Annotated in this window: 16 protein-coding genes; 4 read left to right on the top strand and 12 right to left on the bottom strand. The window is 38.4% G+C overall.

Translation table 11 applies throughout. From position 1 onward, the window contains the following. Positions 1 to 77 precede the first annotated feature (77 nt). The 3 genes from AVJ19_RS02815 (at position 78) to AVJ19_RS02805 (ending at position 2,846) form a co-directional block, all read left to right on the top strand. On the top strand, positions 78 to 578 hold the full coding sequence (locus AVJ19_RS02815; protein WP_111858298.1) for a chorismate lyase: 501 nt from the start codon (positions 78 to 80) through the stop codon (positions 576 to 578). Between the two features lie 14 nt (positions 579 to 592). After that, positions 593 to 1,480, top strand: a complete 888-nt coding sequence (ubiA, locus tag AVJ19_RS02810) for a 4-hydroxybenzoate octaprenyltransferase (RefSeq protein ID WP_111858297.1) — start codon at positions 593 to 595, stop codon at positions 1,478 to 1,480. 124 nt (positions 1,481 to 1,604) lie between these two features. Continuing rightward, a complete protein-coding gene (locus tag AVJ19_RS02805) occupies positions 1,605 to 2,846 on the top strand; it encodes an alpha/beta hydrolase family protein (RefSeq protein ID WP_111858296.1) in 1,242 nt (413 codons plus the stop codon). Positions 2,847 to 2,912: 66 nt separating this feature from the next. Here the strand turns inward: AVJ19_RS02805 and AVJ19_RS02800 are convergent, their stop codons facing one another. The 6 genes from AVJ19_RS02800 to dapD all read right to left on the bottom strand — a co-directional run bounded on the left by AVJ19_RS02800 (position 2,913) and on the right by dapD (position 6,959). Further along, positions 2,913 to 3,371, bottom strand: a complete 459-nt coding sequence (locus tag AVJ19_RS02800) for a peroxiredoxin (RefSeq protein ID WP_111858295.1) — start codon at positions 3,369 to 3,371, stop codon at positions 2,913 to 2,915. A gap of 20 nt (positions 3,372 to 3,391) precedes the next feature. Beyond that, positions 3,392 to 4,078, bottom strand: a complete 687-nt coding sequence (locus tag AVJ19_RS02795; RefSeq protein ID WP_111858294.1) for a diphthine--ammonia ligase — start codon at positions 4,076 to 4,078, stop codon at positions 3,392 to 3,394. A 68-nt stretch (positions 4,079 to 4,146) separates the two neighbouring features. Next, on the bottom strand, positions 4,147 to 4,554 hold the full coding sequence (locus AVJ19_RS02790; RefSeq protein WP_111858293.1) for a hypothetical protein: 408 nt from the start codon (positions 4,552 to 4,554) through the stop codon (positions 4,147 to 4,149). A 16-nt stretch (positions 4,555 to 4,570) separates the two neighbouring features. Then, on the bottom strand, positions 4,571 to 5,239 hold the full coding sequence (queC, locus tag AVJ19_RS02785) for a 7-cyano-7-deazaguanine synthase QueC (RefSeq protein WP_111858292.1): 669 nt from the start codon (positions 5,237 to 5,239) through the stop codon (positions 4,571 to 4,573). Positions 5,240 to 5,329: 90 nt separating this feature from the next. Then, the gene (gene queE, locus AVJ19_RS02780) at positions 5,330 to 6,040 is read right to left on the bottom strand and encodes a 7-carboxy-7-deazaguanine synthase QueE (protein ID WP_111858291.1); all 711 of its coding nucleotides are present in this window, start codon (positions 6,038 to 6,040) and stop codon (positions 5,330 to 5,332) included. 97 nt (positions 6,041 to 6,137) lie between these two features. Then, complete coding sequence (gene dapD, locus AVJ19_RS02775; RefSeq protein WP_111858290.1) at positions 6,138 to 6,959, bottom strand: 2,3,4,5-tetrahydropyridine-2,6-dicarboxylate N-succinyltransferase; 822 nt, start codon at positions 6,957 to 6,959, stop codon at positions 6,138 to 6,140. A gap of 304 nt (positions 6,960 to 7,263) precedes the next feature. Between dapD and carO the strand changes: the two genes are divergently transcribed. Continuing rightward, a complete protein-coding gene (carO, locus tag AVJ19_RS02770) occupies positions 7,264 to 7,974 on the top strand; it encodes an ornithine uptake porin CarO (RefSeq protein WP_111858289.1) in 711 nt (236 codons plus the stop codon). 62 nt (positions 7,975 to 8,036) lie between these two features. On the opposite strand, the gene AVJ19_RS02765 is transcribed toward carO, so the two are convergent. The 6 genes from AVJ19_RS02765 to AVJ19_RS02740 form a co-directional block, all read right to left on the bottom strand. After that, positions 8,037 to 9,254, bottom strand: coding sequence for an outer membrane protein transport protein (locus AVJ19_RS02765; RefSeq protein ID WP_111858288.1), 1,218 nt, complete (start codon positions 9,252 to 9,254; stop codon positions 8,037 to 8,039). A 177-nt stretch (positions 9,255 to 9,431) separates the two neighbouring features. After that, positions 9,432 to 10,361: a CysB family HTH-type transcriptional regulator gene (locus tag AVJ19_RS02760; RefSeq protein WP_111858287.1), complete on the bottom strand. Its 930-nt coding sequence runs from the start codon at positions 10,359 to 10,361 to the stop codon at positions 9,432 to 9,434. 55 nt (positions 10,362 to 10,416) lie between these two features. Further along, positions 10,417 to 11,478, bottom strand: coding sequence for a sulfate/molybdate ABC transporter ATP-binding protein (locus AVJ19_RS02755; protein WP_111858286.1), 1,062 nt, complete (start codon positions 11,476 to 11,478; stop codon positions 10,417 to 10,419). Between the two features lie 11 nt (positions 11,479 to 11,489). Continuing rightward, the gene (cysW, locus tag AVJ19_RS02750; protein WP_111858285.1) at positions 11,490 to 12,383 is read right to left on the bottom strand and encodes a sulfate ABC transporter permease subunit CysW; all 894 of its coding nucleotides are present in this window, start codon (positions 12,381 to 12,383) and stop codon (positions 11,490 to 11,492) included. Beyond that, positions 12,380 to 13,213: a sulfate ABC transporter permease subunit CysT gene (cysT, locus tag AVJ19_RS02745; RefSeq protein WP_111858284.1), complete on the bottom strand. Its 834-nt coding sequence runs from the start codon at positions 13,211 to 13,213 to the stop codon at positions 12,380 to 12,382. The genes cysW and cysT overlap by 4 nt, the downstream gene beginning before the upstream one ends. 82 nt (positions 13,214 to 13,295) lie before the next feature. Next, positions 13,296 to 13,898 carry an RBBP9/YdeN family alpha/beta hydrolase gene (locus AVJ19_RS02740; RefSeq protein WP_111858283.1) on the bottom strand — a complete coding sequence of 201 codons (603 nt, stop codon included), beginning with the start codon at positions 13,896 to 13,898 and terminating at the stop codon, positions 13,296 to 13,298. Positions 13,899 to 13,934 lie beyond the last annotated feature (36 nt).

Raw genomic sequence — 13,934 nt, 5'->3', positions numbered from 1 at the left:
CGATATACTTTATAAAAATTGACATTATTTTTGATCATTCTAAATGATGCTTTTTCTTTATTTAATATTTCAAGGAAATGACATTGATTGCTTCCTGCCGCAAACAGGTTTCTAATATTCCTGAGCATTTAAGCACATGGCTATATGCTGAAGGTTCTCTGACACAACAACTGACGGATATTGCAGGTGGTGCGTTCAAAGTTGAACCGACACATGAACATTTCCAACGTTTAACGTACATTGATAGTCAGTGGATGCAGATGCCACAGCAACATACAGCATGGGTACGTGAAAGTTTTCTATATGGTTGTGATACTGAAGCATGGGTCAAAGCCAAAAGTATTTTTCCGATTTTAAGCTTACAAAAACGTGCACGATTGTTTCAGCACATTGGGCGTAAACCGATTGGCAAGTTTTTGTTTCAACGTACAAATCCTGCATGTGAGCGTCGAGTATTGCTTTTAGACGATGGTTGGACTCGGCAAAGTTGTTATACTTGGCATGGCTGTAAATTTATTGTGCAAGAAACTTTTTTACCTGCTTTTGAGCAATTCCTTGAAAGTAAATCGTTGAAATAAGGTGTTGGATTTTCATGGCAACTCTGCAACAAACCACATGGCGTGATCGTCTAGAAGCATATTATTATCTATGTCGTTTTGATAAACCCATTGGTACAGAATTGGTATTTTGGCCAACCATGTGGGCATTATGGATTGCAGCAGGGGGGATCCCTGATACAGTGACATTAATTGCGATGGTTTTAGGCACGATTTCTATGCGTGCAGCAGGTTGTGCGATCAATGATTTTGCAGACCGCAAAGTCGATGCACATGTAGAACGTACCAAGAATAGACCTTTAGCGACAGGTGTTATTTCAGCGACAGAAGCAATTTGGGTATTTATTGCTTTGGTTGCAGCGAGTGCATGTACGTTGTTTTTCTTACCAATAGCAACTTTTTACTGTGCTTTGGCTGGTTTGGTCTTGGCATTTATTTATCCATTTATGAAGCGCTATACCCATTTACCGCAAGTGGTTTTGGGAATGGCATTTTCATGGGGTATTCCGATGTCCTTTACTGCGATGGGTAAGTCTTTGGATTGGACGTGTTGGTTGCTTTACTTTGGCAATTTGGCATGGACGGTGGCGTATGACACACAGTATGCCATTACAGATCGGGAATATGACTTGAAAATTGGGGTGAAATCGACCGCAATTTTATTTGGAAAATATGACATTCAGATCATTTCTTTATTGCAAGCGACAGCAGTGATTTTGATTGGTGCAAGTTTGTATTTGGAAAATTTATTATTTCCTTATGGTTTAATTGCTTTGTTCGTGGTTGTTGCGGATTTTGTTTATCAATGGACAAAAACTAATGACCGTGATCCACAGCGTTGTTTCTGGGCATTTCGCCATAACCGTTGGGTGGGATTCATTATTTTTGTAGGAATCTTTATCGCTTTATATTTTAAAAATTAATAATTTAGAAACAAATCATAAAAACACTGCATTTTCATGAAAAGTACCCTAGTAAGGTACTTTTTTTTATGCTTTATTAGGTGAGTGCTCATGAAGGGCGAAAAACAACAATGAGGATGTATTTATGCAACATTTATTGAAAAAATCACTGATTGCTTTAAGTTGTAGTTCGGTTCTGTTTTTTGCGGGGTGTAGTGATGACGATGATGATGACTATATTTGGACAAGTCATAAAACTTATGTTTCTGAAAAAACCTATAATTTAGATCAAATGCCAAATTCTGCTTCTGTTAAGGTCATGACATATAAAATGCCTACAGTTGCAGGAAAAACTAAAGAAGCGACAGCTCTCGTATTTGTACCAAATACTGCACGTCCAAAAGATGGATGGCGTGTTGTGGTTTGGGAGCATGGTACAGTAGGGATCGGTGATAGTTGTGCACCAAGCAATAATGCGTTTAACCCTCGTTTTAAAAACATGGCAGAGAGTTTATTAAAAGCTGGCTATGTCATTGTTGCACCAGATTATGAGGGTTTAGGTACCGCAGGTATTCATCCATATTTAAATTTAAAAAGTGCTGCAAACTCTGCTATTTACGCTGTTAAAGCATATAAAGAAAAATATGATACGCAGATCAATGGTCAGTGGATGTCTGTAGGTCAGTCACAAGGTGGACATGCTTCTCTAGGTACAGCAGAAATTGCTGCAGATGATACGAATTATAAAGGTGCTGTTGCAGGTGCACCTGCGTCAAGTTTAGGATATATCATTTCTGAAGTTGCACCAAAAGCGATTCAACAAGTGTTAATGGGAGAAGCCGTAGGAGCTATTCCTAAAGGTACTGCGATTGATATTCAAGCTGAATTATTAGCATATGCTGCTTATACGACAGTAGGTATTACTGCTTATGATCCGAAATTTAATTATCGTGAACTGTTTGAAGAGCGTTCACGTCCTGTAGCTGAATTTGCAGAGGGTACAACGGGTGAAAATGGCTTATGTTTAACAGATTTGCATAACAAGTTTGCAGATGATATTAAGTTGTATTTGTCAGCGAATCCAACTAAAACGGTGATTGATTATCCAAGTTTGGTGAAAAATTTCCAAGAAAATACCACAGTAAAACAGTTCTTGGCAGATAATCAACCTGCAACGAAGAAAATTAATACGCCTGTGATGATTATTCAGGGTACACAGGATATGGCAGTACCATATGATGTGACCAATCAATTGCAAAAAAATCTGAAAGCATTAGGTACTGATGTTACATTCTTACCAGTGGAAGGTGCGAGTCATACTGAAGCGATTGTAAAAATGAATCCTGAGCTTGTGAAGTTCATTCAAGCAAAAATGCCAGCTAAATAATTATTTAATAACGGTTTTAGCTAATTAAGAGCTTAAAAAGAACATATCTTTTTAAGCTCTTTTTTATCACTTCTGCAAAGCTTTTAAATCTTCTAATACGATTTCAGCATGTCCTGCGGCTTTGACTTTACGATATTCTTTAATCAATTGACCTTTATGGAAAATAAAAGTTGAGCGTTCAATGCCCATGACTTGTTTACCATACATATTTTTTTCTTTAATCACATCAAAATGTTTACATAACACTTCTTCTTTATCACTGATCAAATTAATGGTTAAAGCTTGTTTTTCAGTAAAGTTCTGATGAGTTTTGACTGAGTCACGAGAAACACCAATAATCGTGGTATTTAAAGCATCAAATTGATCTTTTAAGCATGAAAAACCAACGGCTTGCGTGGTACAACCCGGCGTATTATCCTTTGGATAAAAATAAACAATAAGCCAATCATTAGGCATGTCAGTCAGGTTGATCTCACCTTGTGTACTTGCAAAATTTTGATTTGGAAGTTGAATCTGTTCAGTCATGATTATTCCTTAAAGTACTGTTAATGCTGTAATTTCAATGTTAAAAAAGCATAATTTTCATGATATAGGATATCACCTTTAGCGATTGAAAGCGGTTGTTTAAAAATAGGAGCATCAATCACTGTGGTATGAAATTCACCTGCCTCACCACATGGATCTATACCACGAGCCAATAACTCATTAACAAACGTTTGATCTAAAATTCTTCCTAAATCCGCAACTTGCATGCCTAAATTTAGGTTAACAGTCACCACAATACATTGGAAATGAAGTGAAATAAGATCATGTACCACATCAAGACGTGGCTTTTGCCAAAGTGGCATGCACAGTTCAAGATTTTGCTGTTTAGCAACGGATTGATTCCATTCAGCATGCCCAATCAGATCAATATCACCAGTAACTAAAATTTCAGCACCATACTGTTTTGTGCTGTGCAGTAAGTGCAAAAATTGCTGCTCATAATTTTCCCATGTGGCTGCTGCTTTGAGAATAGGCAAGCCCAAGGCTGTCGCTTGAGCTTCAATAATGTCGAGAGGCATCGCATGAGAACGTGAGCGTAGACCTTGTTCTTCTAACATCACAATGAGTGCAACAGCTGTACCTGTTTGCATCGCCTGATAGAGGGCAAGGCTACTGTCTTTTCCACCACTATAAGAGGCGACAAATTTACGATTCTGAAGTGGTTTTGGGGCAAATTTTGCATAAATATATAGTGTGCTTAAGGTGGCAGCGACAAAAAAGCCTGCGTGAAGCAGGCTTTCATATACATCAAATCTTATTGTTTCGCTTGAGCAGCTTTCATTGCAGCTTCAGTTAAAGTTTTTAATTTACCTGTTAACTGCGTACCAAAACATGCTTGAAGATCTTGATTCTGCTTTTGTACAAATGCTAAAGAAGATGGATTTTTCTTTTGGTTAATGGCACTTTGGATTTGCCATTTTTGATCATTGGTTAATTTACCATCTGATTCAATTGCACAAGAACAGTATTTGCTGACTTCAGCAGAGCTTAGCTTACCGCCTTTCGCAGTTTCAGTTTTACATACGCCAATTAATGCTGATTTAACATTCGAGCTTTTATATGCTTGTTGTAATGCATTATTGTCTGCTTGTGCTGCTGTACCAAATAAAGCCGCCGCAGAAAATAAAGTTGAAAGAATAAGACCCGATTTTAAGTTTTTCATAAACTGTACCTTGTTATTACTGTATATAACGTGTTGGATCTGCAACACCTGCATCGTTAAAGCCTTGTTTTCTCAGGCGGCAGCTGTCACATTTACCACAAGCACGTCCTTGGTCATCTGCTTGGTAACATGAGACCGTTTGACTATAGTCTACGCCATGTTCAATACCTAAGCGTATTATATTCGCTTTGGATAAATGTAACAGAGGTGTTTCAAATTTAAGTGGTTTACCTTCAATGCCTACTTTGGTTGCAAGGCGAGCCATATTGGCAAATGCTTCGATAAACTCAGGGCGACAGTCAGGATATCCAGAATAATCAACAGCATTGATGCCAATGACAATCGCTTGTGCATCAAAAACTTCGGCAGCAGCAAGTGCATAAGACAAGAAAATCGTGTTACGTGCTGGAACATAAGTTACAGGAATACCATCAGTTTCATGATCAGGGATTTCAATATTATGATCAGTCAGTGCGGAACCACCTAAATTTCCCAAGTCAATATTGATCACACGATGTTCTATACCTGCATTTTTTGTAATGGCACGTGCAGCATCAAGCTCAGTTGTAGAACGTTGACCATACATGAAACTCAGTGCAATACAGTCATAATTGGCTTGAGCCCAAGCCAAACAGGTTGTTGAGTCTAAGCCACCAGATAATAAAACTACGGCACGAGGGCGCATAATCAAAGTCTCCAAAAAATACTAAAATTCGATAACTTACAGTGGATTATATTTTAGATAAATAAAATACCAACACATATAAGCGATCTATTAACGACCAGTTTCATCATTCCATAACAATTTATGCAATTGTAATTGGAAACGAACAGGGAGATGGTCTTCTAAAATCCATTGTGCAAGGTCACGTGCCAATTGTGGTAAACGTACAGCACCTTTTTCGACTGCAAAAGCAGGTGAGAACCAAACGGTACTCACTTTTTCATGGAGCTGGAATTCAACCACTTGCTGTTTTGCCCAGTCATAATCTTCACGATTACAGATCACAAATTTGATCTGGTCGTGTGCTGTTAAATACTCAAAATTACTCAATAAATTACGTTGCATTTCACCAGATGTTGGTGTTTTTAAATCTAAAACTTTGGAAATACGTGGATCAACTTTGGATACATCCAATGCACCACTGGTTTCTAATGAAACATCACAACCTAAGTCTGCAAGGCGTGTCATCAGAGGTAAGGCATTGGGTTGAGCAAGTGGTTCACCCCCCGTCACACAAATATAAGGGGTTTTAAAATCAAGCGTTGTTTGAATAATTTGCTCTAAGGATTGGCGTTCGCCACCCTCAAAAGAATAGGTTGTATCACAATAGGTACAACGCAAAGGGCAGCCTGTTAAACGAATGAAGACAGTGGGTAAGCCCGCAGCATTGGCTTCACCTTGCAAAGAATAGAAAATCTCCGTAATACGTAGTCCCGCAGACGGATCGGAGACAGAAATAGTCGAAGTTCGCAGAGCATTCATGAGATTTACCACAGGTTACAAAATGAAAAATCTCCACGATCATATCTGAGCGTGGAGATGAGGAACTCTTTGCGTTCCGCAGAAGCAAAATGAAAAATTAGTCTTCGCGTAATAAATCGTTCAAACTTGTTTTAGCACGAGTTTTCGCATCAACTTTTTTCACGATGATTGCAGCATATAGGCTGTATTTACCACATTTTGATGGAAGGCTGCCTGATACAACAACCGAGCCAGCAGGGACACGACCATAATGGATTTCACCAGTTTCACGGTCATAGATCTTCGTAGACTGACCAATGAATACACCCATTGAAATCACAGAACCTTCTTCAACGATTACACCTTCAACAATTTCAGAACGTGCACCAATGAAACAGTTATCTTCAATAATCGTTGGGTTGGCTTGTAATGGTTCTAAAACACCACCAATCCCGACACCACCAGATAAATGAACATTTTTACCGATTTGCGCACAAGAACCTACAGTTGCCCAAGTGTCTACCATTGTGCCTTCATCAACATAAGCGCCAATGTTGACATAAGATGGCATTAGCACCACATTTTTAGCTTGGAAAGAACCTTTACGTGCAACAGCAGGTGGAACAACACGTACACCAGCTGCTTTAAATTGTTCGTCAGTCCAACCATTAAATTTGGTATCAACTTTGTCATAGAAACGAAGATCACATGATTCGATTGGTTTGTTATCATTAATTTTGAATGATAATAAAACTGCTTTTTTCAGCCATTGATGAACAACCCATTCACCATCAATTTTTTCTGCTACACGAAGTGTACCGTTATCTAATCCAGCAATAACGTCCTCAACTGCTTGACGAACTTCTGCAGGACAAGTAGCTGCAGTAAAATTTGCACGGTCTTCAAATGCTTGCTCAATAAGAGTTGAAAGCTGAGACATGATCTTCCTTCCAAAAAGTTTGTTCAAGATTCTACACCAAAAAAAGCGCTAGAATGTGAGAAAAAAACAGCTTTTTATAGAAAAAATACGATCTACAAATAAGCAATTTGGGTCTAAGCATAAAAATCCTAGTTTTGCCAATATGTAAAGTAACCAAAAACAAATAATTAAGTATAATTGTATCAAAACTTAACAAAACTTCATCAATACGTATATTTTTCCTCACTACATTTTTGAATATGATGAATGCGAGTCAAAAATATAGTTAATGATTAAAGAAAAACGCTTTTTTGAGGAGACATCTATGAAAATGTTCAAAGTATTAGCAGTTGCAACAGCATTATCTGCGTCTTGTTTTGCAATGGCTGATGATCAAGTTGTACATAGTGGTTATGCCTTTGATAAAAGCCAACTTATTCCAACTGGTGTGCGTGCTGAAGTAGGTACTACAGGTTATGGTGGTGCTTTACTTTGGACTGCAAACCCATATGTAGGTTTGGCATTAGGTTATAATGGTGGCGATATTTCTTGGTCTGATGACTTATCTGTAGATGGCGTAAAATACGACATGGATATGGATAATAGCCTCGCTTATTTAAATGCTGAATTCCGTCCTTGGGGTGCGAGCCAAAACCGTTGGGTACAAGGCTTATATGCAGCAGCGGGTGTGGGTTATGTAGATACTGAATATGAACTTAACTCTAAAGCAGGTCGTGGAAATATCGAAATCGAAGGTCACAAAACTAACTTTGATTCATTACATGGTAAAGTCAACTATGACAATGATATCGCACCATACGTTGGTTTTGGTTGGGCACCTAAAATTACTAAAAATGTAGGTGTTTTTGGTGAAGTTGGTGCTTATTATACAGGTAATCCACAAGCGAAAATCACAGCTGTAGGTGGTACAGCAGCTGACCGTGACTTGTTGGCTGAACACCAAGAAAATGTTGAGAATGATGATAAATATGAATGGCTTCCAGTTGGTAAAGTAGGTATTAGCTACAACTGGTAAGACTTGATATTTATAATAGTTAAAAAAACGAGCTTCGGCTCGTTTTTTATGTCTATCAGTTATTAAAATGAATAACCAATTTTTAAACCATAAGCAATTGCATGATTATCATCAACTGCATTGAGATTGGTATTTTGATTGCCTGCCACAAAAACATTATTCTGAGCAGTATTTGCATTTTGTAATTGAAAATATTTTAAGCCTGCAGCAATAAAGCTATTGGGTTGTGCTCGATACATTGCACCTAGACCAAAAGCATAAAAACCATCGGAGGGATTAAGTGTTCCTGCGGGATTACCTGTACCAGAGTCCCATGAAACATCGGATAATATAATCCATTGTTCATTGATGCGATGCGCCAGTCCTAACTTGCTCGCCCATTGATCTTTTTTATATTCAATCAAGTTAAATTTTTGGATCAGCTCGGGATATTGCAAAATAGCAGCATCTAAAATGGCATTAAACTGTGTTGGTTGCATGTGAAAATTTTGCCAATTGACCCAACGTATAGAACCATAAACTAAATTATTGCTACTGACTGCGGTTTTAAAATCAACATTTACTGATTGTGGTGTTTGAATATTGGTGCTGGTATTGGGGATAAATTGTATGGTTTTCCCTGCGAGACTTTCATTGACATGGTTATCATGTTTGATTTTAGAACGATAGGTGATAGATGTACTAAGTGCATATTCTGGAATTTGATAATTAGCACCTACTAGCCAACCTATAGCAGTATTTGATTTAAATTTAGCATGATATCCACTCATAATTGAATAGGATAAACCTTCCAAACTTAAATTACTTTGAAACTCTTGTAGAGAAAAGCCTGCATAAATATTCCAATTTGGATTAGGTTGATAACCCCAAAGGTTTGTGAGATTTTGGCTTTTGACTTTAAATTTCGCAGCTTCAATAGTTTTGTTTGAGAGTAAAGAATCAGGTGCATATTGGTAGTCAAGTTCAGCGGTATAGGGCTGATCATAAATCAAACCCAATGACCAATTCGGATGATATTGTATTTTAATGGCGGCATTGAACAGAGAATAGTCTTGAATCAGTTGCCCCGTTGAAAAATCATTCACCCCAACTTTTTTTAGCATATCTTGATTGGCGACTTGTCCAGAAACATTGGGATGAAGACGTGCTGTAGATAATTCTAAATAGTTGTCTTTTTCCAAAAAAGCGACAATTGATTGATCAGAATTCTCCAAGCCTGCTGCAAAACACAGACAGGGGACAACCCCGAAGGTGCATACTCCCCAAAGACCAATATTCATGTCGTGACCCCTACCCAAGTATGAAATATTATTGCTTTATTTTTGTACATGAATCTTATGAGGATTATGAAAGATGTGCAATCATTAATGGTAATAATTATTTGATTATTAAAATGATAATAAAAAATAGAGAGTGATTGGCACTCTCTATTCGATTTTGTCTATTTGTTCATTATTTTAATCTTCAGGATAAGCGATTTTTTTAAGTGCTTTAATATCCGCTTCAGGTGAACAGAGTGAAATAAACTCATAACCATAGCCACGCAGTAAGTGTCCTTTACGCACTGCAATCCATGTTGTATTTAACCCAAAAATATCAGTATCAATTTGTTTTAAACGATGATCACGTTCAGTGTCATAGGCAACATCATTGACAATACCTACTCCCATACCGAGCTCAACGTAGGTTTTGATCACATCGGCATCCAGTGCTGACATGACGATATCGACATCTAGTTCAGCATCTTGAAAAGCTTTGTCGATTTTTGAACGCCCTGTAAAACCACCGTGATAGGTGATAATTGGATATTCAGCTAATTTTTCTAAAGTAATGTCCTTAGGATCAAGCTTTGTCAGTGGGTGATCTTGTGGAGTGATAATGCTATGTTTCCATTCATAAAATGGCACACTACCCAAGTTATCTTCTGTGGTTAATGATTCTGTTGCGATACCAATATCTGCAAGTCCCAGAAGTAACATTTCAGAAATTTCAACTGGGCTGGCTTGTTGTAAGATCAAATGTACTTTTGGAAAAGCTTTTTTAAATAAATTGACAATTGGAGGCAACACATAACGTGCTTGGGTATGTGTTGTGGCAATGGTCAAAGTACCTTCATCCACTTTATTAAAGTCATCTGCAAGGCGTTTGATATTGTCAGCATCGATTAACATGCGTTCTACAATGCTTAATAATGCTTGACCTGGTTCAGTTAAGCCTAATAGGCGTTTACCTTTGCGTACAAACAGTTGTACACCAAGCTCATCTTCTAAATCTTTGATATGTTTACTCACACCAGACTGTGAGGTGTACAAAGCAGCAGATGCTTCAGTTAAATTATAATTTTGTCGAACAGTTTCTCGAATAATTCGTAATTGTTGAAAGTTCATTTTAATCATTACCTCGGGGTTTGGATGAGTGTTTGGCACTCATCCGTAGAGCGTATTACGCAACTTGATTTTCAAATAAATGTAAAGTGGAAGGGCTGACCCAAACGGTTTGGTTTGGTCTAAATTTATGTAATTTTGCCTCTTCTGAATTTAAGGAAATTTCAATTAAATTTCCTTGGCGATCATGTAACTCTGCCATGACTTTGCCTGCAATCCAAACTTCACGTAAGAAGGTAGCTTGAATGGCATTTTCAGTGGGCTGGGTATGAATTGTCAGTTCATCAGGGCGTGCAAATGCGATGATTTTGCCATCCGCAGTATTTTTTGCCGCTGCAAGTTGAATGCGATCCTCACCTAAATAAATCGTACCTTGACGATTTTCACCTTCAAAGCGATTGGCTTGACCTAAAAAGTCAAAGACAAATGGCGTAGCAGGTTTTTCATAAACTTCACGTGGTGAACCAATTTGTTCGATATCACCTTTGTTCATCACTACGATTTGATCAGCAACTTCGAGTGCTTCTTCTTGGTCATGGGTCACAAAAATAGACGTGATATGTAATTCATCATGCAAAGTACGCAACCAACGACGCAACTCTTTACGTACTTTGGCATCCAAAGCACCAAAAGGTTCATCAAGCAGCAATACACGTGGTTCAACTGCCAAAGCACGAGCCAATGCAATACGCTGACGTTGACCACCAGACAATTGCGCAGGATAACGATCTGCCAAGAAGCCAAGTTGTACAAGGTCAAGTAAACGAGTGACACGCTTTTTAATTTCGGCTTCACTTGGACGAGTTGCACGAGGGCGAACACGCAAACCAAATGCAACATTGTCATACACTGTCATGTGGCGGAATAACGCATAGTGTTGGAATACAAAACCAACTTGACGTTCACGTACATGAACATTCGTGGCATCTTGACCCTCAAGAACGATTTGCCCACGATCAGCAGACTCTAGACCTGCGATGATGCGTAATAATGTGGTTTTACCACAACCTGATGGACCGAGTAGGGCAACCAATTGACCATCTGGAAAATCTAAAGTGATGTCTTTCAATGCATGGAATGCACCAAAATGTTTTTCAATATTTTTAACTTGAATACTCATGAGGTCATTCCTTAAGAAACTGTTGAATCATCTTTGCTTTGGTTATGTTTTTCTTGGCGGAACTCGACCCATGTTTTTAGGATCAGGGTAATAATTGCCAATAAAGCCAATAACGATGACACTGCAAATGCGGCACTAAATGTATATTCGTTGTATAAAATTTCTACATGTAACGGTAAGGTATTGGTTTCGCCACGAATATGTCCTGAGACCACTGAAACTGCACCAAACTCACCCATTGCACGTGCATTACACAGAATTACACCGTAAATTAAGCCCCATTTGATATTGGGTAAGGTGACTTTCCAAAAGGTTTGCCAACCTGAAGCACCTAGTACAATCGCAGCTTCTTCTTCCTCAGTGCCTTGTGCTTCCATTAAAGGAATGAGTTCACGGGCAACAAAAGGAACAGTAATAAACACAGTTGCTAACACAATGGCAGGTGTTGCATATAAAATTTTAATGTCATTGTCCATGAGCCAGCCGCCAAACCAACCTTGCGAACCGAAAATCAACACCAACATTAAACCAGCAATGACAGGAGATACCGAAAATGGCGTATCAATAATGGTGGTTAAAATCGCTTTACCACGGAAATTAAATTTCGCTACACACCATGCTGCAGCCACACCGAAAATCACGTTTAATGGCACAGCAATCGCTGCGGTAAGTAAAGTGAGTTTTACTGCTGATAAAGTATCAGGGTTAATTAATGCCTCAAAATAAACGGCTAAACCTTGTTTAAAGGCTTCAACAAAAACCAAAATCAACGGTAAAATTAAGCAACTTAAAAAGAAAATCAATGCAATTGTCAGTAAGGTATAACGTACCCATTGTGGCTCACGAGTTGCATCACGTGACTGAAGTTTTTCAGCCAAAGCATTACTATTGGTGGTTAAGCTCATCGTGCAGTTCTCCCTGTACGGCGACTTGCCCATGCTTGAATTAAATTAATCAAGAACAAGATAAAGAATGAAATGACTAACATCACGACAGCAATGGTGGTTGCACCTGCATAGTCATATTCTTCTAAACGAGAAATAATCATGAGTGGTGCAATTTCTGTTTCAAAAGGTTGATTCCCTGCAATGAAAATCACCGAGCCATATTCACCAACACCACGAGCAAATGCTAAAGCAAAGCCTGTTAATAGTGCAGGAAATAACACAGGTAAAATCACTTTACTAATAATCTGAAAACGATTTGCACCGAGTGCAGATGCCGCTTCTTCAAGTTCAGTTTCAAAATCACTGAGTACAGGTTGTACAGTACGTACCACAAAAGGAATACCAATAAAAATTAAGGCTAAGGTGATCCCGATCGGGGTATAAGCCACTTTAATGCCTATAGGTTCTAGATATTGACCGATCCAACCTGTGGGTGCGTACAAAGAAGTTAATGCAATCCCTGCAACTGCGGTAGGTAAAGCAAAAGGTAAATCAACCAAGGCATCGACAATGCGTTTACCTGGGAAGGTATAACGTACTAAGCACCATGCCAATAACAAACCAAAAACCACATTAATTAAGGCTGCAACAATGGCTGTACCAAAGCTCAATTGTAGGGATTTGATAATACGTTCTGAACTGAGAATCTCCCAGAGTCCATCCCAACCCACACCTAATGATTTTATGAATACGGCAGATAATGGTATCAGTACGATTAAAGATAGATACGCTAGGGTGAAGCCTAGTGAAAGACCAAATCCTGGCAGCACTCGGGATCGCTGCGACATGACTACTCCTCAAAGAGAGAAAGCTTGTTGAAGTCAACAAGCCAATAAACTAAAAACTTTTGCCAAGCTTAAAAGGCAATACTCAAATTGCAAATTTAAAAAACAACTTGCTCTCATCAAAATTATTGATATAAGCATTTGCAGGGGTTGCAATCAAATAATCAAAAATTTCTGGAAAAGTACTAAATCCTGATGCAACATTAATATGACCAGCTTGTCCGAAGTTATGTGGTTTAATTTTCCATGCTTTTGCTAAGGCTTGAGCATCTTCAAAATTTAACCAAGGATCATTTTCAGAAATAATCATATCTACAGGTACATCAATCCGCAGTTTGTGGAAATATTCAGCATAATTTCCAACACTGTTTCGTGCAAAACCTGCTTCACCAAAGCGGGCAGGATTGGCAGGTGCAACTAAAACCAATTTTTTAACTTTTGATTTTAATTCAGGATATTGTGCTAAAGCAGCCACACTGGTTAAACAACCAAAGCTATGTGCAATGATTTGAGTCGGTGCATTAACTTTGTTTAAGGTGTGTACAAAGTTGTCAATCCATTCTGCTAGAACAGGATGATTCCAATCTTGTTGTACACGTGAGCACGACATGAGTTGGCGTTGTAGCCAAGACTGCCAATGATCATAATCACTGCCACCTACACCTGGAACAATTATGCTGTGTGTCATGTCGATGCTCCTTTATTGCTGATTTATTTCACAGTT

Source organism: Acinetobacter sp. CFCC 10889 (assembly GCF_003268395.1).
In the GTDB taxonomy this organism is placed as follows: Bacteria; Pseudomonadota; Gammaproteobacteria; order Pseudomonadales; family Moraxellaceae; genus Acinetobacter.
This window is presented reverse-complemented; position numbering and strand designations above follow the sequence as displayed.